The organism is Orbaceae bacterium lpD02, assembly GCA_036251875.1.
Lineage (GTDB): Bacteria > Pseudomonadota > Gammaproteobacteria > Enterobacterales > Orbaceae > Orbus > Orbus sturtevantii.
The window spans coordinates 389,578-409,017 of the sequence record CP133960.1; the positions used below are offsets into that span (position 1 = coordinate 389,578).

General features: G+C 41.5%; 21 protein-coding genes. 20 read left to right on the forward strand and 1 reads right to left on the reverse strand.

Going from position 1 to position 19,440, the window contains the following annotated elements; translation table 11 throughout:
• The 18 genes from traD (at window position 1) to RHO12_01830 (ending at window position 16,380) form a co-directional block, all read left to right on the forward strand.
• Window positions 1-2,229: a type IV conjugative transfer system coupling protein TraD gene (gene traD, locus RHO12_01745; GenBank protein ID WVD66505.1), complete on the forward strand. Its 2,229-nt coding sequence runs from the start codon at window positions 1-3 to the stop codon at window positions 2,227-2,229.
• Window positions 2,219-2,929: a TIGR03747 family integrating conjugative element membrane protein gene (locus RHO12_01750; GenBank protein ID WVD66506.1), complete on the forward strand. Its 711-nt coding sequence runs from the start codon at window positions 2,219-2,221 to the stop codon at window positions 2,927-2,929. Before traD ends, RHO12_01750 begins: the two co-directional genes overlap by 11 nt.
• Before the next feature lie 29 nt (window positions 2,930-2,958).
• Complete coding sequence (locus RHO12_01755; protein ID WVD66507.1) at window positions 2,959-3,534, forward strand: hypothetical protein; 576 nt, start codon at window positions 2,959-2,961, stop codon at window positions 3,532-3,534.
• A gap of 183 nt (window positions 3,535-3,717) precedes the next feature.
• Window positions 3,718-4,044, forward strand: coding sequence for an RAQPRD family integrative conjugative element protein (locus RHO12_01760; GenBank protein ID WVD66508.1), 327 nt, complete (start codon window positions 3,718-3,720; stop codon window positions 4,042-4,044).
• On the forward strand, window positions 4,037-4,279 hold the full coding sequence (locus RHO12_01765; protein WVD66509.1) for a hypothetical protein: 243 nt from the start codon (window positions 4,037-4,039) through the stop codon (window positions 4,277-4,279). Before RHO12_01760 ends, RHO12_01765 begins: the two co-directional genes overlap by 8 nt.
• 27 nt (window positions 4,280-4,306) lie before the next feature.
• Complete coding sequence (locus RHO12_01770; protein ID WVD66510.1) at window positions 4,307-4,675, forward strand: TIGR03745 family integrating conjugative element membrane protein; 369 nt, start codon at window positions 4,307-4,309, stop codon at window positions 4,673-4,675.
• Window positions 4,676-4,689: 14 nt separating this feature from the next.
• Entirely contained in the window at window positions 4,690-5,070 is a 381-nt protein-coding gene (locus RHO12_01775; protein ID WVD66511.1) for a TIGR03750 family conjugal transfer protein, read from the forward strand.
• On the forward strand, window positions 5,067-5,738 hold the full coding sequence (locus tag RHO12_01780) for a TIGR03746 family integrating conjugative element protein (GenBank protein ID WVD66512.1): 672 nt from the start codon (window positions 5,067-5,069) through the stop codon (window positions 5,736-5,738). Before RHO12_01775 ends, RHO12_01780 begins: the two co-directional genes overlap by 4 nt.
• Complete coding sequence (locus RHO12_01785) at window positions 5,731-6,621, forward strand: TIGR03749 family integrating conjugative element protein (protein ID WVD66513.1); 891 nt, start codon at window positions 5,731-5,733, stop codon at window positions 6,619-6,621. Before RHO12_01780 ends, RHO12_01785 begins: the two co-directional genes overlap by 8 nt.
• Window positions 6,608-8,089 carry a TIGR03752 family integrating conjugative element protein gene (locus RHO12_01790; protein WVD66514.1) on the forward strand — a complete coding sequence of 494 codons (1,482 nt, stop codon included), beginning with the start codon at window positions 6,608-6,610 and terminating at the stop codon, window positions 8,087-8,089. The genes RHO12_01785 and RHO12_01790 overlap by 14 nt, the downstream gene beginning before the upstream one ends.
• Entirely contained in the window at window positions 8,089-8,499 is a 411-nt protein-coding gene (locus tag RHO12_01795) for a TIGR03751 family conjugal transfer lipoprotein (GenBank protein ID WVD66515.1), read from the forward strand. Before RHO12_01790 ends, RHO12_01795 begins: the two co-directional genes overlap by 1 nt.
• Window positions 8,499-11,288, forward strand: a complete 2,790-nt coding sequence (locus tag RHO12_01800; GenBank protein WVD66516.1) for a conjugative transfer ATPase — start codon at window positions 8,499-8,501, stop codon at window positions 11,286-11,288. Before RHO12_01795 ends, RHO12_01800 begins: the two co-directional genes overlap by 1 nt.
• An 11-nt stretch (window positions 11,289-11,299) precedes the next feature.
• Window positions 11,300-11,677, forward strand: coding sequence for a hypothetical protein (locus tag RHO12_01805; protein ID WVD66517.1), 378 nt, complete (start codon window positions 11,300-11,302; stop codon window positions 11,675-11,677).
• Window positions 11,674-12,099, forward strand: coding sequence for a TIGR03757 family integrating conjugative element protein (locus tag RHO12_01810; GenBank protein ID WVD66518.1), 426 nt, complete (start codon window positions 11,674-11,676; stop codon window positions 12,097-12,099). Before RHO12_01805 ends, RHO12_01810 begins: the two co-directional genes overlap by 4 nt.
• The gene (locus tag RHO12_01815; GenBank protein WVD66519.1) at window positions 12,086-13,036 is read left to right on the forward strand and encodes a TIGR03756 family integrating conjugative element protein; all 951 of its coding nucleotides are present in this window, start codon (window positions 12,086-12,088) and stop codon (window positions 13,034-13,036) included. Before RHO12_01810 ends, RHO12_01815 begins: the two co-directional genes overlap by 14 nt.
• A gap of 26 nt (window positions 13,037-13,062) precedes the next feature.
• Window positions 13,063-14,388: an integrating conjugative element protein gene (locus tag RHO12_01820; GenBank protein ID WVD66520.1), complete on the forward strand. Its 1,326-nt coding sequence runs from the start codon at window positions 13,063-13,065 to the stop codon at window positions 14,386-14,388.
• An 11-nt stretch (window positions 14,389-14,399) separates the two neighbouring features.
• On the forward strand, window positions 14,400-14,744 hold the full coding sequence (locus tag RHO12_01825) for a hypothetical protein (GenBank protein WVD66521.1): 345 nt from the start codon (window positions 14,400-14,402) through the stop codon (window positions 14,742-14,744).
• Between the two features lie 4 nt (window positions 14,745-14,748).
• Window positions 14,749-16,380, forward strand: a complete 1,632-nt coding sequence (locus tag RHO12_01830; protein ID WVD66522.1) for a conjugal transfer protein TraG N-terminal domain-containing protein — start codon at window positions 14,749-14,751, stop codon at window positions 16,378-16,380.
• Window positions 16,381-16,407: 27 nt separating this feature from the next.
• Here the strand turns inward: RHO12_01830 and RHO12_01835 are convergent, their stop codons facing one another.
• Complete coding sequence (locus tag RHO12_01835; protein WVD66523.1) at window positions 16,408-16,686, reverse strand: hypothetical protein; 279 nt, start codon at window positions 16,684-16,686, stop codon at window positions 16,408-16,410.
• A gap of 338 nt (window positions 16,687-17,024) precedes the next feature.
• Here RHO12_01835 and RHO12_01840 point away from each other — a divergent pair, with 338 nt between their 5' ends.
• Together RHO12_01840 and RHO12_01845 are read left to right on the forward strand one after the other, a co-directional pair.
• A complete protein-coding gene (locus tag RHO12_01840; GenBank protein WVD66524.1) occupies window positions 17,025-18,704 on the forward strand; it encodes a PcfJ domain-containing protein in 1,680 nt (559 codons plus the stop codon).
• Between the two features lie 184 nt (window positions 18,705-18,888).
• On the forward strand, window positions 18,889-19,359 hold the full coding sequence (locus tag RHO12_01845; protein ID WVD66525.1) for an SAM-dependent methyltransferase: 471 nt from the start codon (window positions 18,889-18,891) through the stop codon (window positions 19,357-19,359).
• Window positions 19,360-19,440 lie beyond the last annotated feature (81 nt).

Sequence of the window (19,440 nt, forward strand, 5' to 3'; positions counted from 1 at the left end):
ATGAGCAATGAACATGGCATTGAAGCGATATTTCGGCCTGCATCTGAAATGTATAGTGCCGTCACTGCGGTTGTCTGTGGCATAATTTGCCTTGTTGCGCCGTGGGCGGTTGCGCTTGCGCCTTCGGTAAGTATCGGCGTTGCTGCGGTGTTTTTTGCTTTTGGTCTATACCGAGGGCGGCAAGGGCTGTTAATCATCCGCTATAAACGGAATATTAAACGTTTGCCTTATTATTCCCTCAGTAGCGCCCAAATTCCAACAAGTCATCGTTATTTATTCCTAGGTAAAGGGTTTAAATGGGAGCAGCGTCACTTGCAACGACTTATTTTGTGTCGCAGGGAAGAGTATAAACGCTTTGTTGAGCCGTCATGGTTTTATAAAGCAGCAAGGTACTTTGAAAAAAAATATGAAAAAAATATTATCGCAAGGTTAACTCGATCAAATAGTTGGTTTAACCCGGTAAAGCCGTTACCGCCGGTTGGGGGAAATCCCTTTTTGCACGGCGTTGAAATCAACGAAACGGATATTATGATGCCGATCATGGAACGGGTCGGGCATACGTTAGTGCTCGGCACCACGCGCGTTGGGAAAACTCGATTACTTGAAGTGCTCGTCACGCAAGATATTGCCAGAGGTGATCCGGTTATTGTTTTTGATCCTAAAGGGGATGCGGATTTACTCAAACGGATGTACGCAGAAGCAAGACGTAATGGACGTGAGAATGAGTTTTATGTTTTTCATTTAGGCTATCCTGAAATATCAGCTCGCTATAATGCGATTGGTCGTTTTAGTCGCATTACCGAAGTGGCTCAGCGTATTTCCTCTCAACTTGCCGGTGAAGGGAATAGTGCAGCGTTTAAAGAGTTTGCTTGGCGGTTTGTGAATATTGTCACGAAAGCGTTAATTGAACTGGGCCGTCTCCCCGATTTTGTCCAAATTAGCCGCTATACCAATAATATGGATAGCCTATTTTTGGAATATGCACAGCACTACTTTGATAAACACGATCCTAAAGTTTGGGTCACTATCAGTGAAATGGCCAGCAATGTGAATGATAAAAATCTCTCTTTTGCCATGAAAGGGCGAGATAAAAAAGTGGTTGCGCTCTATGAGTACGTCACCGCTAATAAAATTCGAGACGATGTGCTTGAGGGATTACGTTCAGCCATTCAGTACGATAAGACCTATTTTGATAAAATCGTTGCCTCTTTAATGCCCTTTTTAGAGAAACTGACTACCGGTAAAACGGCAAAATTACTCGCACCAAACTATCATGATCTGAATGATGACCGCCCGATTTTTGATTGGAGCCAAGTTATTCGTAAAAAAGGGATTGTCTATGTTGGACTTGATGCCCTTTCCGATTCTGTTGTGAGTGCAGCTGTCGGAAACTCGATGTTAGCCGATTTAGTTTCAATCTCAGGCTATATCTATAAACATGGTGTGTTTGATGGGTTACCTGGTGAAAACATCGATAAAGTGAATATCTGTCTCCATGCTGATGAGGTGAATGAAATTATGGGTGATGAATTTATTCCATTAGTCAATAAAGCGGGAGGTTCAGGGATTCAAGTGACCGCCTATACCCAAACGATATCGGATATTGAAGTTAAAGTAGGCAGCACAGCAAAAGCCGGACAAGTACAAGGTAACTTTAATAATATAATCATGATGCGAGTGCGTGAAACCAAAACCGCCGAGCTTATTACAACGCAGCTGCCAAAAGTCGATATTTACAAAAATACCGTTGTCTCAGGAGCCAGTGATACCCCTAGTCCTGATGTAAAAACCGATTTCACATCATCAACACAAGATAGAATCAGCACCGAATCGATGCCGTTACTTGAACCTTCTGAACTAATACAACTCCCTAAAGGGCAAGCCTTTGTGTTAATGGAAGGTGGTGTGTTATATAAAGTGCGTATGCCACTGCCCTCAAGTGATGACGATGATCTGATCCCTGAGACGATCCAAACATTGGCCGATGAGATGAGAAAAACCTATGCCACGGGAGAGAACTGGTGGGTAGGTGCCGAAATGGGGTGGACTGAACCCGACATGAACCAGGATGAAAGTATCGCTTTACATTTGGATCCCTCCACTGAGTCAGCTCAGCATGATGGCACTGACCTGCTTGCCGATGACTTGACGATAAGCGAAGATGAACGTGCCTTTATAGCGGGTAGGAAGGTGAACGATAACGAGAGTGAAATTAATCATGGCAAATGAAAAAACACAAGAATCAAAGGCAACACAAACAAAGTCAAAAACGGGCGTTAGCGGTTTGATTGGTACCTTGCTTGCGACGCTCTTTTTTTCGTTATTAATGAGCATCATCATTGAGTGTGTGGGGATCACCTTTTTTTGGCCAGAGGAAGGGGATAAGCACAGTGAAATGATGCTTGATACCGAGTTTGGTTATTTGTCACATGATTTTGTCGAGAGTTTTATTCTTTCTGACCCGGTTAGGTACACGGAGAGGTTGGTCAAAGATACCTACGAACTGCTCGCAATTAAAACGGGTTTAATTGATATGATTAATGGGCCAGTAAGTGATAAAAATAGTTCTTTTGCTCAGCTGGTTAGTTCATTTGGTGTCTATATTAAGGCTGTGATTAATATCATTTTAGTATTTTTGGTGAGACTCACTATTTTGGTGTTATCAACGCCGATATTTTTATTAGCTGCCATGGTTGGTGCGGTTGATGGGCTCGTTAGGCGTGATATCCGCCGATTTGGTGCAGGGCGAGAGTCAAGTTTTCTCTATTATCATGCCAAAGCATGGATTAAGCCACTACTTATTATTGCCTGGTTAATTTATTTGTCTGTTCCGTTTTCTATCCACCCTAATCTTGTTTTTATTCCAATGGCGGTGTTATTTGGCATGAGTCTAAGCATTACCTTTGGGTCATTTAAAAAATACATTTAATTTTGAGTTAATAAATAGGAATTTAAGTTATGACAAACAAACATCAGCCTAATGCGTTATCGAAAACTATTTTGACATTACTTGTAGAGCAATTTGATCGTGTTGTTTATGTGTTAGAAAACGATATAGGTATTAAATTGAGTGACACGTTAGCCATTGATATGTTAAAGAATTATGTAGCCGAACAGGGGTATTTATACCGCTTTTCCTCATTGCATAATATTCCTTGGATGTTTGCTTATTTTTCGAATTCACAAACATTAAGGGGGCGTATTATTTTTAAAAATGAGGCGTTAAAAACGGCACTATTAACGCTTACACCTTTCACATTTGCTAGTAAGAACGCAGACCAAGTGGTTAATGAAACGGGAAAATTTGCAAATTTAACCTTTTATTTCACGCGGCATAAAGTGAAAAAAGAAGACGAATCATATACTGAAAGTCTGGATTTTGTTGTTGCCTATGAGGGTAATGATATTTATACCCAAGAAATTGTATTTGATGTGCACTTTTTTAATCATTTAATCAACACAAAGGGTAATGATGATAAAAGGAAACGTAACTTGATTGAGCTTGCCTATAATACCTGTTGCGAATTGCTTTAAAATTTTCGTCAATTGCTATCAATTTAAAGGGTAGCAATTGATCCACATCAGTTACCCATATCAATAACCAATCTCCCTTTACCGCTCTCGAAATAAATTGTCAAAACCAAAACTGATTTGTTTGCTGATTTTTAATTTTTAATCAATATAGTAGTAATCCAGTACAAAACTGGAGATATCATTATGCGAATAAGTCTATCTAAACGAGTGCTTTGTATACTTACTTTATTGTTGCTTGGTACGAACATCGTTCAGGCAACGGAAAAGGAAGAGCTAGCATTAATCACCAAACAACTCACCCAAGTCAAAGAGTCTTTACTACGAAGTGAAATTGTCTCAGGCACCGAGCAAGCGCAGCGCTATCACTTTAATTATCAAGCAGCACAAAGTGATATTAATCAGATCATTCTGGGAATAGAAAATTACCTCTCTCCCAGTCGTATGCAGCCGCGTTCACTAAATTTTCCGGTCATAACCGGTGAATACCAAGACGAGTCGGCGCATGACTGATATTACGCAAAAAACCCAAGACGCGTTCCTAGCGGGGAGCAACATCACGATGGACGATTCATTTAATTTCTTTGCAGCAGTGTGCATGGCCGGCGTTATTTTAATGTTGGCTTACATCATACTGTGTATTTTAAAAGGGGTAGATGATGAGAGCGTAAAAATGGGGGATGCACCAGGCATCATTATTCGTGGGATTTTGATAGTTTTAATACTGAGTAGTTTTTTTTATTTTTAATCATTCGTTTTTTTAGGAGAAAAAGTCATGTTTAAAGTAGTAAAAAAATTAAGTTATATCAAATCGGCGGTAAACAGTCTATTACTGTCTCTTCTATTTTTAGGGACAAATGCAGTAGCCAAAATACCGGAAATTCAAGATCCGAAACAGGGTAAGCAAGCAGGATTTTTCGATAATATGCAAGCTTTTTTGTACGATGGGGTCGTTTTGGGCGGAATCATTATTGTCTCCGTTATCTTTATTTTAACCATTAAAAATGCAATATCTGAATACAACAAAATTGGAGATGAGAGAGGAACATGGACGAAATTGGCCATAATCATTGTGGTCGGTGTAACTCTTATTGTTGCCAGTATTTGGCTTGTATCAATGGCAGCTGAAACCTTAAAACTTTAGATTGGGTTTAATCAATGAGCAAGATGAGTGATAACACTATTGATATGTTACCCGACCGGCTAAATCGTATTCCTGTTGTTTATAAGGGAATGAATTTTAATGAGTTACTTATGATGGCAGGTGTCGGGTGCATTATTGGGCTTGTTGTCGGGCTCATCTTATTTATGTTATTTGGCAAATGGATCTTAATTGTATCAGCCATTATTTTTATGCCATTACCGACGTTATATATTGGTGGGAAACGAGTGGCTAGCCTTAAGCGGGGTAAGCCTGAAACATGGTTTGCAAGGTATGTAGGCTTATTTTGGGCTAAAAATGGGCTTAATGGTGACCGGCTTCTCTTTAATGACGAGCCATTTATTGTGAGACGAAAACGAAAAGGTAAACGTAAATGAGTAAATATCTACACGCTTTAACCGGGAGAGATAAACATATTAGCTCACTGCGGTTTGTGATTGTTGTGTTACTTATCATTATTTTAGCGATGGCTTGGGGGTGGAAGTCTGCACCGAAAGACTTAACCATTCATATTCCTCCTGATACACGTACCGGAAGCACACGCCTTTGGTCTGATATTGACCCAAGCAATATCTATGCATTTGCATTTTATATTTTTCAGCAACTGAGTACCTGGCCAAATAACGGTGAAGTTGATTATAAGCGTAATATTAATCGGTTAACGCCCTATTTGACGCCACAATGTAAAACGCTATTACTCCATGAGTATGAGGAGCGCCGGGCAGGTGGCGAACTGCGTGATAGGGTCAGGTCAATTGCCGAGATAGATGGGCGCGGTATTAATTCCGAGGTTAAAAACTATCAAACGGGCGAATTTGAACCAAGGGTGAAAATACTATCGGATAAAGCTTGGGTTGCGACCTATGATTTTTTTGTTGACGAGTATTACAAGGGTGAAGCCGTAAAACGAACCATGGCTCGTTTCCCGCTCAGTGTGGTGAAAAGTGATACCGACCCAGAAACGAACCTTTGGGGATTAAAACTCAATTGTTATGCCAGTCAACCGCTTAAATTAACCGCAACCACAGGAGCCAATCATGAATAAATTAATAATGAAACTCGTGGCGTGGGGAGGCGGGTTTGTGCTCATTACTCTTTCATTAAATCTTAGCGCAGTAGAATTGGTTAATTGGGATAAGACGCCGATTAAAATAAGTCTTCATCAAGGTGATGAACGCATGGTGATGTTAGACAAAAATATATCGGTTGGATTACCTTCATCACTGCAAGATAAACTCAGAGTACAAAGCCTAGGTGGGGTACTTTATTTAAAAAGCAGCAGCCCGTTTACTGAGACGCGGCTGTTGCTTAAAGACGTGGAAACCGGTGAAATCATCTTGTTAGATTTGACCGGTGAGAAACCATCAAAGAAAAAACTGGAAACCATTAAAATTGTCACTGATGCGAGCAGTCAAAGCACGGACAGTGACGTTAAGGGGGAAATTGAGGGGCAAACGCCGTCAGCGGTTAATGTGCAAACACTGCCCATTCCAGTATTACTTACGCGTTACGCTGCACAAAGTTATTATGCCCCGCTACGCGCGGTTGAAAAAGTCCCCGGGATCAAGCAAATTTCCTTATCGTTACCGCAAACGTTAACCCGGCTTTTGCCTCGCCTACCGGTGACCGTATCCCCCCTGTCTATTTGGCGCTTAAACGGGTATGAGGTGGTGGCAATTAAGCTGGTTAACCAAAGTGATAACTTACTCAATCTTGATGCCCGGTTACTGCAAGGCAATTTTTATTCCGCGACCTTTCAGCATAATACGTTGGGCCCTAATGGGCAACCAACCGATACCACCATGCTCTATATTGTAACAAATGGTAAAGCCCTTAATGCTTTTATTCCTGAGCCAGTTTTGGTGTTAGATGGGAAAGCAGATGAATCCCTTAAAAAGGGACAGGGAGATGCTCATGGCCAAAATTAAAGGCAATAAATTATTACCCATTATCGTCATTGGTATTATTGTCCTTGGGGCAATTATTGTGCTCATTGCCAATAAAGGCGAGAAAAACGCTTCAACAGCAACGCAAGTTGTCAGTCCTTATGAAAAAGAGGAGGTGATTGAAGTTGCCGATTTGAGTAAAGATGAGTTATCCGTTTTGGGCGTGACCGGTGATACTGAAAAAGATACCGTGCAAACCTTAATTACCTTAGTTAAGGCGATTAAGAAAGAGCAGGCTGACACCCAAGAGGAGCTAAAAAAATTAAAAGCGGATAATGCAAGGTTAAATAGAGAGGGCGGGCAATATTATAAACTTACCCCGCCAAATACCAATGCCAATCGGGCCGTGAATAATGAACCGTCAGTCGTTGAAAAACAAATCAATGTGATCTCTGACAAGCTGAATCAATTAACCGCTAAGCTACCGACATTACCCGCCTCAAACAATGAGTATACCACGCACTCATCGAATATACCCATCGGTAAGGGGCAGGGCGCTGCGAGCAAAAGCGGTCAAATGCAGCAACATTCAGGTCAGGTAAATGATGACGATATTGTTTGGGTTTCCCCGTCGGACCAAATGGTAGTTGATAAAAAAGTCACCCATGCAGCGTATCAATTTCCAACGAGCTTTAATGGTATCGATCCAATTCGTTCCAAGCTAAAAGACCATAAAGAGGCGATTAACCAGCCTCTTGATGATAAAACCAGTCGATTGAGTGAGCCGGTTTACACGGTTCCTGTTAATTCAACCCTAATGGGCTCCGTCTCGATGACAGCCTTACTCGGGCGAATTCCTATCGACGGCGTGGTGTCCGACCCTTATCCGTTTAAAGCAGTGATTGGTCGAGAGAATTTAATTGCCAATGGTATTGAGTTACCCCACGTTGAAGGTGCCATCGTTTCTGGCACGGCAACAGGTGATTACGTTTTATCGTGCGTCAGAGGCAGCGTGAAATCAATCACCTTTGTGTTTGATGATGGGCGAATACTCACCATTCCTGAGTCCAAAAATAATACGAGCAGTAGTGGGAATAACAGCGAGATTGGCTGGTTATCCGATGAGTACGGTATTCCGTGTATTTCGGGGGAAATTAAATCCAATGCTGCGCAGTATTTAGCGTCGGTAATTGGCCTTGGCACCGCAGCGGCGGCTGCCGATGCGATGGCACAGCAAAATACGACGGTCGTGACGGATGGCGGTAACGTGACGAATGCGGTAACAGGGAATAACAGTCAGTATGTATTAGGCAAAGGACTGAGTGGCGGTATAAACCAAACTATTGACTGGTTTAATAAACGCTACGGGCAAACGTTTGATGCGGTTTATGTACCGCCAGGACAAGACATTGCCATTCACATTACTAAAGAGCTCGATATCGATTATTTATATAACGGCAGACTTGTTGATTACGACGTAAATACAAAAAAATTAGGGGGGCTAGATTAATGAACATACCATCTAAGTGTGTGGCAATACTGATTATCTCAATTAGTGTTTTATTAACAGGATGCTCAACCTCTAAAGAAGCGATGTTTCCTCATGGTGACGAGACGATGAATACGATTTACCATCAAAAAACAGGCGGAGGCACAAGTCAATTATTTGATAATCGTTATGAACTGAGGCGTGGCGTTGATGATGTGACCTATAGCCAGTCGGTAATGAACCATACTCGTAGTGCAAAAGTTGAAATTAACACCTTATTTCAGCGTCTCCCTAATCCGGATTTGGTGATGTATATCTATCCCCATTTAACCGGCGATGGAAAATTACCTGTGCCGGGTTACTCAACTGTGTTTTCGTTTTATGGTGAGGTGCGCTATGCCATGCCCGGTGAAAGTGGGGAGGGACAGTAATGGGCTTTTTTAGTAAGAAATGTCAGGTTGAGGCGCAGCATAAGAGTGCCGCTGATACGACAAAGCGGCCTAAACGACATGGAAATTTAACGACCCGTGATAAAAGCCAGCTTCTTTATACCAAAAATGGCCAAAAATCGATTATCGATTATTTACCCTGGCTTGAATTCGACGATGAGCATCAATCGATTTTACTCGAAGATGGCAGGTCGGTCGGTGCCGTGTTCGAAATCATTCCTTATGGCACCGAAGCAAAACCGCTGTCAACACTTCAAGGGATGAGTGACATCGTAACGAATAGTATTGAAAATTCGTTTGACGAGCGAGATAAAAACCCCTGGGTCACCCAATATTTTTGTCAAGATGAGGATAACTTAGATGATTATATTTCAGCGTTAAGACAGTATCCAAAGCCAAACGCCAAAGGAACGGTATTCACGGAAAAATGGCTAAACATTATGGAGAACCATCTTAATGGGATCACCAAAAATGAGGGACTTTTTTTTGACCATACCGTGACTAAAACGCCATGGCGGGGACAGATCCGTCGAACCCGCATGGTGATATATCGGTATGTCGATGCGAAAGAAAATATGACTGATTTAACGCCACAAGAGCAGCTCGATAATGTCTGTAATAGTGCGATATTAGCGTTAAAAGGTGCCGGCATTGCAATTCGGCGTTTAGATTGTACTGACGTCACACGCTGGCTAGCACCGATATTTAATCCTCAGCCCATGATGGGAAAGGGGGCCTTGATGAAGCAGCTTATCGAAGCGCAAAATGAAGTAGTTCCTCTACCGGTTATTCATGATTTTACCGAAAATCTATTTTATTCTGAGCCAGAAACCAAAGCCGGGTATTGGCATTTTGACACTCTGCCTCACGCGGTCGTCATGGTTGATAGACTGAAAAGCCTACCCGAAATTGGCCATTTAACCGGTGAAACCCAAAAAACGAATGGCATTAATGCGCTGTTTGATTTACTGCCTGAGTCAACCATGATGAGTCTGACGATTGTCACCTATCCACAGGACAAACTTGAAGAGCATATTAATCATATCAGAAAAAAAGCCATCGGTGAGAATGCAGAGTCGCAAGCGGTAAAAGAGAACTGTGACGATGCGATGAGCTACATTGCGCAGCGCAATAAAATGTATCAAAGCAGCATTGCCTTTTATATACGAGACCAAAGTATAAAAGGGTTAAAGCAAAAAATACAAAGCCTTAATGCCCAATTAAATAATCACGGGATGATCACGGTCACTGAAAACAACGAAATAGCACCTTTATCCTCTTTCCTACGTTGGCTACCCATGAATTACAATCCAAGCCTTGATCCAAAGCGGCTCTATACCAAATTCAACTGGTGCAAGCATCTTGCTAATTTATTACCTGTATTTGGGCGAAGTAGCGGAACAGGAAACCCCGGGATCACGTTTTTTAATCGAGGGGGAGGGCCTCTCAGTTATGATCCGATGGTGGATAAAGCTCAAAATGGTCACAAGCTTATTTTAGGCCCAACGGGTGCGGGTAAATCGGCCACGCTGAATGTGGAGATTGCGCAGCTCGTGGCGATGTATCGTCCTCGCACGCTGATCGTTGAAACCGGTAATTCGTTTGGTCTTCTGGTCGATTATATGGAAGACCATGACGTTAGTGTTCACCGAGTCAGTTTAAAACCAGGTAGTGGCGTAGTACTTAACCCGCTTGCCGATTCGCATCTTATTTTAGCTATCAAAGATTTAAACACGCAGCTTGATGAACGTAGTTTAAGTGATGATATTGTGTCACAAACACTAAATGATAGTGAGGATGAACAAGAGGGCGATGCGCAGCGTGATGTCCTGGGTGAAATGGAGATATCCATTCGCCTGATGATAACAGGGGGAGAAGAAAAAGAAGATGAATTACTGCGCCGGGCGGATAGAGCCATGATCCGCCAAGCGATTGTGATAGCGGCAAAGGTCGCCTACAAAGAAGAGCGGCAAGCGATTGCCGGCGATGTACAAGATGCCCTGTTTGACATAAGTAAAGATCTCACCTTACCTGAAGCCCGCCGGGCGAAAGCGTATGAGATGGCCGAAGCGCTTAGTATGTTTACCCAGGGCTTTGAGGGGGAGATTTTTAATCAACAAGGCACGCCATGGCCCGATGTTGATGTTATTCACGTTGACTTAGCGACGTTTGCAAGAGAGGGATATGAAGCGCAATTATCCATTGCGTATATTTCACTCATTAATCACATCAATAATATGGGAGAAAAATATCAACACCAATCCAGAGCAATTGTGAACGTGACGGATGAATCTCATATTATTACCGTTAAGCCGTTAACCGCCGCTTACCTAACGAAAGCGTCTAAAATGTGGCGTAAGCTTGGGGTATGGCTTTGGCTTGCTACGCAAAACATGGAGGATTTCCCTGATGCAGCCGCAAAATTATTGTCGATGATTGAATGGTGGGAAATGCTGGTGACTGACGCCTCAGAAGCGGAGAAGATCCGTCGTTTTAAAGCCTTAACCGATGAACAAATTACGATGATAACCTCAGCTTGTAAGGCGAGTCAGCAGTATACAGAAGGTGTCGTTTTATCGAAAAATGTTGAAGCACTCTTCCGCGTTGTGCCACCTAGTCTCTTTTTAGCGTTAGGTATGACGGAGAAGGATGAAAAAGCGGACAGGATGGCACTTATGAAAGCATTTGGGATTAGTGAGCTTAATGCTGCGCTAAAAGTCGCTGAAAAACTGGATAAAGCACGTGGTCTAACCGCTACGGTCTATTGTTAAGGAGCAAAAAAATGGCGTCAACTTACCTGTTTTTATTTGATACCAATCCGCTTGGTAATGCCAAAATTAATCCTGCTTATGTGGATAGCATTAATCAATTTTATCAGGTTTTAGCAAAAAAACTGGGAATAATAACAAGAAAACAGTGCCGATTGTACCGAATCCCCACGCATGAACAGGCGCACCTTCCTTACCAGCAATACGCACTCATTGCTTTAAGTGGTGAACAATCAGACTGTTTAATTGAAATCGTGTGTAATGACACTGTTAATACCGTGATATGGCCTAAAGAGAGCGAAATCGTGCTCGGTAAACGATTAACGATTGAGGTTGCCGATTGGATTGATGCTTACTTACTCATTACTGATTTAATGAAGGAAGACAGATGAAAAATAGTGCATTAGGGCTAGTGGTTTTACTCTTATGTAATCACTGTATTGGGGCAGAAATAAAGGGTGTTTCTGTCTTTGTGACGCATGAGCAGGGGCAGCGCGTTACGGGCTGCAATGATTACTGTCATCTCTATGAGCTCGATAAGGCAGATAATTTGCTCCAGTCCTATTTTGGTGAGTTACCCAGCAATGAGGAGGAAGCTTACCTGATGACCATGGAGAAAATCAATTCACCCGATTGGAAGCAGTTAGAGTACGAGGTGATTGAGGCACAGAAAACGGTCATCAAAGCCTTTGAGCTGGGTGTCAAAAAATACCCGGCGATTGTCATTAATGATACCTTCGTCAGTTATGGCTCGCTTGATGTGGCAGGTATTATGGCTGAGTTTTTAAGGAGAGAGGCAAATGATGAGAATTAAGTCGTTAAAATTAACGCTCCTTGGCATGAGCCTTTTGATGGCACTCCCTAGCCTTGCAACAAGCATTAATACGTTACAAATTGTGCAATCGGCCCTGTCTCCCAGCTGCACGGATTATCGCATTGTGGGGACCTGTTTTTGGCTGAAATGTGGCTGGGGAGGGTGCAAGGTCAGAACGTCAGTCAAAGTAAGGCATTATATTCCCGATGTTGTGATGTCAGTTTACGCTCAGCCATTTCAAAACCCGTGGACAGAAGCAAACCTTATCACGTCTTTATCGAGTGTTATAACGGGCTCTGCGGTGCAAGGCGGGAGTGATACTAATGGCCGGCAAGCCAATAACCGGACGAAAATACGCTTTAAAGATGTGCAAGCAATTGGCCATCCAGGGGGGGCGGTGTTTTCCGAGATGTTATCGGGTATGGGCTATTACTGTCGTAATGGGGTAATGCCGATGGTGCCTTATTTTGTCAGTGAACTGGATTTTATTGCCTGGCGCATGGCGTTAGTTGAGCCTTTTTACCCCGAGTCACTGGTCCCTGGATTAAGAGAAATCGGCAGCCAGCTTAGTGCCAATATGTGGGGGAATATTTACCCAAGAACCGGCGCGGTCACACAAAACGACGATTTTAAAGCGGGGGCGGTAGCGGTGCAGCGGGGGGCAGATGTGCTCACTAATACAAGTACACTCCATGTCGTAAAAAACTACACGAAGTCAAAAAGTAAAGGCTTTTGGCCACCCGAGCCCGTTAGAGAAAATACCCATAACCATAAATGGCAGAAACTGGCCCCAACTATGAGTCTGTCTTGTGGCATATTTCCGAATTTAAACGATACCCCTAGTCTTGATGGTGGGTATGTCTATGCCTTGTGGCGACCTTATACCTGTTGTAAAAAGCGCGGTCAAACATTTTTGTACAGCATTGATATTCAATAAAATCAACCTTGAAAAGGACTAATATTATGACTTATAAAACATCACTCTTACATTTTAGTTCAGCGCTATTGTTGATGCTGAGCACCTCAAGTTATGCATCAAATTATTTAACAGGCGGTGTATCAGATGCACTGTATTACAAAATTGGCGGTGGGTCAGTCATTGGACCGAATTATGCGTTAAGTAGACCTAACGCAATGGGCCTTGGCATTAAGTGGAATGCCAATTTAATGTGTGGCAACTTCGATATCAAATCAACGGTGGCCAATCAACTTAATGGGGTGACTGATGGCTTTAATAATATGATGGGCGAGGTGGTGACGAATGCGCAAGGCGCGGTTGCCAGCCTTCCCGCGCTGATTATTCAGCGTGCCAATCCTCAGCTTTATGACCTGCTCACCAATGGGGTGTTGCAAGGGAAACTTGATTACTCTGACATTAAAATGAGTTGTAAACAAATGGCCAATAAAATGGCCGATTACGCTGATAGCGCGGGGTTTACCCAAGCGGCAAAAGTAGAAAACTTCACTAATTTATTAAGCAATAAAGTCGATGCAGTTCGCATCGATAAGTTGCTTGAAGAAGAAGGGGGCGATAACGGTTCAACGTGGCTCGGGGGCAGTAAAAAAGGGGGGATAGGTCAAGAGCCTATCAAAATTACCAGTGATGTGGCTTTAGCCGGCTATAACACCTTAATTAATCGCAACGTAACCGATACGTCATCAGTTACGAGTCATCAAAGTAAAGGCGGAATTTATCAGACCTGGCAAGCCCCAAGTGATGCGCAAGCGTGGATCATCGACGTGATTGGCGAGCGTGAAATGGTTGTGTCCGACGGTGCAAGTGGTAATAATAGCGGTAAAGCCGGACGAGGCTTAAACCCGATAACTCAAGACTATTACGAATCAAACTATGAGAAACTGGTTGATTTAATTAATGACACCACCGAGATTAATGACAGCTCGCTTACCTCACTTAATAAAGGCCCTTTAAATGTGACTAGGGGCGTGATTGAAACACTGCGAGAAGACAGTGAGCGCGGGGTGCTGGCCAACCGTTTGGCCAGTGAGATGGCGCTAGCGCAAGCGATTGATGAGGCGTTAATGGCAAGGCGAGTGTTACTTGCCGGTCGTAAGGAGCCTAATATTGCAAAAAGTCAGCAAGCACAAGCTAAAATTTTGGCGCAAATTGCGGAGCTGGATATGGAAATTAACCAGGTAAAACTTGAGTATGATATGCGTAAATCGATTTCAGGTAATACCTTATCTGTGATCCATGAGCGCAAATTGGCGCGTGAGCAAGGGGTTATTGTACCGACATCAAATAACAATGATTTAGACGCAAATAAATAAGGGCCACTATTATGAATACCAATATTATTAACAATAAGGTTAAGCGTAACAAATGGGCCGGACGACTCAAAGTGATGATTGGAACTCTAATCATAGTCGCCATTCTCTTCTTTTTAATCAGCATTTTTTCAACACAGGAGCGTGTCTATTCGCTCAATGCGTTCCTATCCAGTGCTTACTGGTATTTTCTGTTATTTAGATTGGTTATTTATGGCGGGATGATTGGCATGTGCGTAAAGATGAAACGCAAAATCAAACCGACACCGTATTACCGCTCATTTATTAAAGTCTGTGCAATGTGCTTGGCATTTGTATTTTTCAATGAAGTCATGCTTTATATCAAATTAATGGGGTAATATGATGGCTGCAATGAGTTTTTTTGATTATGTGACATTGAGTTTGGGGTGGCTTATTAATAATGGGATTTGGAACATTATTGCAACGTCGGGGATTTTTATTCTCCCATTTGTTTTTAAGCTTGTGGCAATTTTAATTAAGGTGAGGGAGAAGGGTGCATTTGAAGGGAACCATGCGCCGATGATTGTAAGCCGGTTAGAAGATTATATCTATATTAGTATGGTGGTCATTTTCTTTGCATGCTATCCCTCTATCATACTCGATGTCCGCGTGCTGCACTATGAACAAGGGGCGTATTCATCAAGGGTTGATGAAGGGAAGATTGTCGCTCAAAGTACGAGTTGTTCGTATGCTGAAGTCTCACCTTCCAATTCAAAACTGCAACAGGCGCATGTGATGATAGGCGGACAAGATGTGTATGTGCCACTTTGGTGGTACTTTGTTCATGCCATATCGTCAGGATTAACGCAAGCTGCGGTAACGGCGTTACCGTGCAATACCGATTTACGGGAGGTCCAATCGACCATTGCTAACTTAGCGGTGACAGACCCCATTTTGATTACGGAAGCCAATCAGTTCTACACGTCCTGTTTTAACCCATCGGTGAATAAGCTCAGAGCAAATGCCACTGCCATACCGGAAACGATGCTCGATGACGTGACGTGGCCAGGTTCAAATTATTTTCTGACAACACGTGGCTATTATGATACCTTCCGGGCACAAGTGCCGCAAAAAGATTGGCCATACGATAGTCAGCGTGATGTTGGACTCTCACCAGGTGAATATTATACTGGTTATCCGTCGTGCAAATCATGGTGGAATGATGAAGACGTGGGGCTTAAAGCGAAGTTAATTGCAAATATTGAGACGCAAATTAGGCGAGAGGAAAACGAAAAATCACGGACGGGTAATGCCAATCCGAATATTAACAAATTTTCGTTTTGGGAGCACTTAGCGACCAGTAAACGTGAGCGTAATGAAATTGTGCTGCGTTCGGTATTAACGCCTCGAAAAATGCTCGGCAGTGCGAATTATATGTATCTTGATTATGAAAACAAAGATGCAGGTATGTCACAAAAAGTGGGCAGCACGATTGCGTCAACGGGGGCCTTTTTTAAGTCAATGAGTACCTTTGTTGAAATGGATGCGGTCAGGCAAGCGGCGCCGATGATTCAATCAGTGCTACTAATGAGTGTGATTATTCTGCTGCCGATTGTTATCACGCTGGGGGGATTTGAACCGAAAGTGGTGGTGACCTTAACCTTTGTGATATTTGCTATCATCTTTTTGACCTTTGTGTGGGAGCTGGCCCGATTTTTAGATTCAAGGTTAATTGAAATTTTGTATGAAAATAATGTGGTTGGGTTTTTAAATTGGAAATTCTCGACGGGTAACAAGTCGCTGATTGATATTGTGACCTCAATTGTGTTTATTGGATTTCCGATTCTTTTACTAAGTGCCTTATCATGGTCAGGGTATAAAATTGGCTCGGGTATTAGCAATATGTTAAATGATGCTTCAATCAAAATGCAGGAAGCTGGTGCTGACGGTTATGAAAGGGCTGCGGCAACAGGAAAAGCCGCAGTGAGAACTACAGTAAAAGGTGCAAACAAAGTATTAACTAAAAAGAAATAATAATAAAAAGCTGATAATATAATCGTGTCAGCTTTTTTTTTCTCTCACAATTTTATAGTATCCCGTCCCATCAAATTTGTTTTCGCTTTCCGTTTTCATTGGATTAAGTGATACGTACTTACTTTTTACTCTGTTGTTAGAACCTGTTTCACACAAAGCGGCAACAATATTCAAAGCAACAACTAACAGCATCCCCATTATTTTAAATAAAACTGCAAGGGCTTTTAATAAAAATTCAAAGCCATCACTATTAAACAGCATTTTAGGTTTTGCGTCAGCCGGTAAAGGTGTATTTTCATGTTTCATAATGGCAGCCTCATAGTCTTGTTTGCAATTATACATAATACCATGTATTCACAAGAGTTTCCATTTATTTGTTTGCTAATTAAGCATCACGCCAAGTCGTTATGGTAACGGTGTAAGTCTGGTTAATCCCTATTGTTATCCACATATTTTGTGGATAATTTTGATAAAAAACACCAATTAATTGAGCAAAGCAATGATTAAAAAATTTATCTATGAAGGATTTCGTATATGCGAAAGTGGGGTAATTTTTTTGCTTAAATGAATACTGATTTGATTATCGATTATTTCTTTGTGTTTTCATAGTATTTGGTTTATTTCCCACTCCATGAGCGAAGACGATGAAGAATATAAATCAACGATATATTACATATGATAAACCGGTTGTACGTGAAAAATATCGATTTGGTAGTAAACGGGTTGAAAATTTTTATGATGATTGTATGAAAGTCATTAATGAAATCGATGTTGGGTATTTTTACCGTGTAACCGTTAAACGCCATGTCACCGAAATAATAATATGCAATATGTTTAAACTGAAAGTGAGTGGCTCAGAACTGAGTTATTATAAGTACCGTATTCACGCTAAACGTTGGCAGAATTTGAAAAATAGCAAAGGTAGAAATAACGATTTTGTTATCAAGCATTTGTCCCTTATTGAGGCAACCTCAACGTTATACAAACGATTTTTGACTGATGCAATTCTTGAGATAATGTATCACAAGAAAAATGAGTTTATCTTTGAAAATGAAGATACCCAGCTAGGTTTTGAAGCAATTAAAAGGATTATCCTGGCTAAATTATTAAAGAAAGCGGCCAAGCATAATGCGCCTTTATTGGGTAGGTCATTTATGCGGATGCTGTGGGATAGCATTATTAATAAAGAGGTTTACTCGTACTCTGTTCGCATTTACTTAAAACCACCGACATTGGCACAGTATTTTAATATTGCTAAGATGGATATTGACTCACTGCGCCGGATTGGTAAAGAAAATCCGAATCTGTTCCCCGTTTTAGCTTCACTTAAACCTGATGATATTAAACAGGTTGATTTATTTTCTAAAAAGCGTTGGGTTGCTTCAAGTTCTGCCCACGACGATTCGATTTGCTTACCGCTCTATTTTTCATGTAAATCAACCTGGAATTTTTTTAAGCAAATGAAAAGCCGATTCATCAAAGATTATCTGCACAATGTGCGACAGGCTAATGATGCGGAGTATAGTTTATGTGTGATTGAGTCATTAATGGTTATTCCCCATATTAAAAGACAACGTGTCTACATTATCAATTTTCTACAAAGTTTCTTGTTTAGGTATGAAACAAATGGTTATGAACCGATGCGGGGGCGTGGGCATACCAATAAATTTTTTCAAATCACAGCCAATCAGCGTACGGTTTTAGTCAATCTATTAATGGAGCAACTCTTATTAATTCGTAGCCAGCTTTCCCTCCCTATTTTTAAAAAGGATTTTATTAAATTTAATGGCAGAGACGTCGTGCTGTTTATCGACAAATTTAAGGATATTCTTGATTTTTTAATTCATAACCCGGATGTTTATTTAAGAAAAAATAAAACGTTTAACAGCTTGCTTGCGGACACAAGGCAATGGGAGCAGGTCGTTGCTATGAATAAAAGCAAAAAATTAGCTAAAATTACCTGGCACAAATCTATCCCAGATACCATTATAGAGGGTTTGCATGTAAAAGAGTTAAATACTGGCCAGGATGTCTATATTGAAGGCATTCAAATGCACCACTGCATACAGACTTACATCAAGCATGCTAAGCACAATACCTATAAAATATTTTCGATTAGTAGTGTTGATGCATCAGAAAGCAAAGGTGAGAGGGCGACATTGGGTGCTGCATTCAATCGCCGGGATAAACGTTGGAAGCTGGAGCAAGTCCGTGGTGTGTGTAATGAGGAAGTTTCAGAGCAGATTTTGCATGTCAGCAATGAAATTGTCTCAATGCTCAATAAAACGGCTCAAAAAGCGTTAAATGGCGCAAAACAAGGGTAATTCGGGTTAATGGTAATTGCATCAAGGGGAAGGGGTTTTAAGGGTAATTTGTTAATGGTAAGGGGCCATAATGGGAATGGCCCTATCCAAAAAAGGCTACAAGCAAAACCGCCAAAAACCTAAAAGGCTTTTGAGGGACGTAAATTGAATAGAAAATGTTTCAAAGATATTGAGGAGTTTAATTATGAGAATGAAAACAGCGCTTGATGTCTGCTGTGGCTCTAGAATGTTCTACTTTGATAAACAAGACAAACGAACGTTGTTTTGTGACAATAGAAATGAAAACCATATTTTATGCGATGGAAGAGCTTTAAATATTCATCCTGATGCACAAGTCGATTTTACCCGTTTACCTTTTTTAGATGAAACATTTTATCAAGTCTCTTTCGATCCACCGCACCTGGTTAAAGTGGGTAAAAATAGCTGGCTAGCAAAAAAATACGGATGTTTACATAGTGAAACTTGGCAAGAGGATTTGCGAAAAGCGTTTAGTGAATGCTTCCGAGTGCTAAAGAATAACGGAATATTAATATTCAAATGGAATGAGACTGACATACCGGTCAAAGAGGTGTTAGCACTAACAGAGTATAAACCGTGGATAGGCCATATTAGTGGTAAGCGTTCAAATACACATTGGATTAGTTTTATTAAGTGAGGTAAAAAAAACTACGGTCTAAAACTCCATAAAGGGTTTGCTACAAACTATATTAGTCTTGTATTACAAAAAGAGATTGTT

Excerpts from the sequence above, each read along its gene's own strand:
- traD (WVD66505.1), top strand. The coding sequence starts at position 1 with ATGAGCAATGAACATGGCATTGAAGCGATATTTCGGCCTGCATCTGAA.
- RHO12_01750 (WVD66506.1), top strand. The coding sequence starts at position 2,219 with ATGGCAAATGAAAAAACACAAGAATCAAAGGCAACACAAACAAAGTCA.
- RHO12_01755 (WVD66507.1), top strand. The coding sequence starts at position 2,959 with ATGACAAACAAACATCAGCCTAATGCGTTATCGAAAACTATTTTGACA.
- RHO12_01760 (WVD66508.1), top strand. The coding sequence starts at position 3,718 with ATGCGAATAAGTCTATCTAAACGAGTGCTTTGTATACTTACTTTATTG.
- RHO12_01765 (WVD66509.1), top strand. The coding sequence starts at position 4,037 with ATGACTGATATTACGCAAAAAACCCAAGACGCGTTCCTAGCGGGGAGC.
- RHO12_01770 (WVD66510.1), top strand. The coding sequence starts at position 4,307 with ATGTTTAAAGTAGTAAAAAAATTAAGTTATATCAAATCGGCGGTAAAC.
- RHO12_01775 (WVD66511.1), top strand. The coding sequence starts at position 4,690 with ATGAGCAAGATGAGTGATAACACTATTGATATGTTACCCGACCGGCTA.
- RHO12_01780 (WVD66512.1), top strand. The coding sequence starts at position 5,067 with ATGAGTAAATATCTACACGCTTTAACCGGGAGAGATAAACATATTAGC.
- RHO12_01785 (WVD66513.1), top strand. The coding sequence starts at position 5,731 with ATGAATAAATTAATAATGAAACTCGTGGCGTGGGGAGGCGGGTTTGTG.
- RHO12_01790 (WVD66514.1), top strand. The coding sequence starts at position 6,608 with ATGGCCAAAATTAAAGGCAATAAATTATTACCCATTATCGTCATTGGT.
- RHO12_01795 (WVD66515.1), top strand. The coding sequence starts at position 8,089 with ATGAACATACCATCTAAGTGTGTGGCAATACTGATTATCTCAATTAGT.
- RHO12_01800 (WVD66516.1), top strand. The coding sequence starts at position 8,499 with ATGGGCTTTTTTAGTAAGAAATGTCAGGTTGAGGCGCAGCATAAGAGT.
- RHO12_01805 (WVD66517.1), top strand. The coding sequence starts at position 11,300 with ATGGCGTCAACTTACCTGTTTTTATTTGATACCAATCCGCTTGGTAAT.
- RHO12_01810 (WVD66518.1), top strand. The coding sequence starts at position 11,674 with ATGAAAAATAGTGCATTAGGGCTAGTGGTTTTACTCTTATGTAATCAC.
- RHO12_01815 (WVD66519.1), top strand. The coding sequence starts at position 12,086 with ATGATGAGAATTAAGTCGTTAAAATTAACGCTCCTTGGCATGAGCCTT.
- RHO12_01820 (WVD66520.1), top strand. The coding sequence starts at position 13,063 with ATGACTTATAAAACATCACTCTTACATTTTAGTTCAGCGCTATTGTTG.
- RHO12_01825 (WVD66521.1), top strand. The coding sequence starts at position 14,400 with ATGAATACCAATATTATTAACAATAAGGTTAAGCGTAACAAATGGGCC.
- RHO12_01830 (WVD66522.1), top strand. The coding sequence starts at position 14,749 with ATGGCTGCAATGAGTTTTTTTGATTATGTGACATTGAGTTTGGGGTGG.
- RHO12_01835 (WVD66523.1), bottom strand. The coding sequence starts at position 16,686 with ATGAAACATGAAAATACACCTTTACCGGCTGACGCAAAACCTAAAATG.
- RHO12_01840 (WVD66524.1), top strand. The coding sequence starts at position 17,025 with ATGAAGAATATAAATCAACGATATATTACATATGATAAACCGGTTGTA.
- RHO12_01845 (WVD66525.1), top strand. The coding sequence starts at position 18,889 with ATGAGAATGAAAACAGCGCTTGATGTCTGCTGTGGCTCTAGAATGTTC.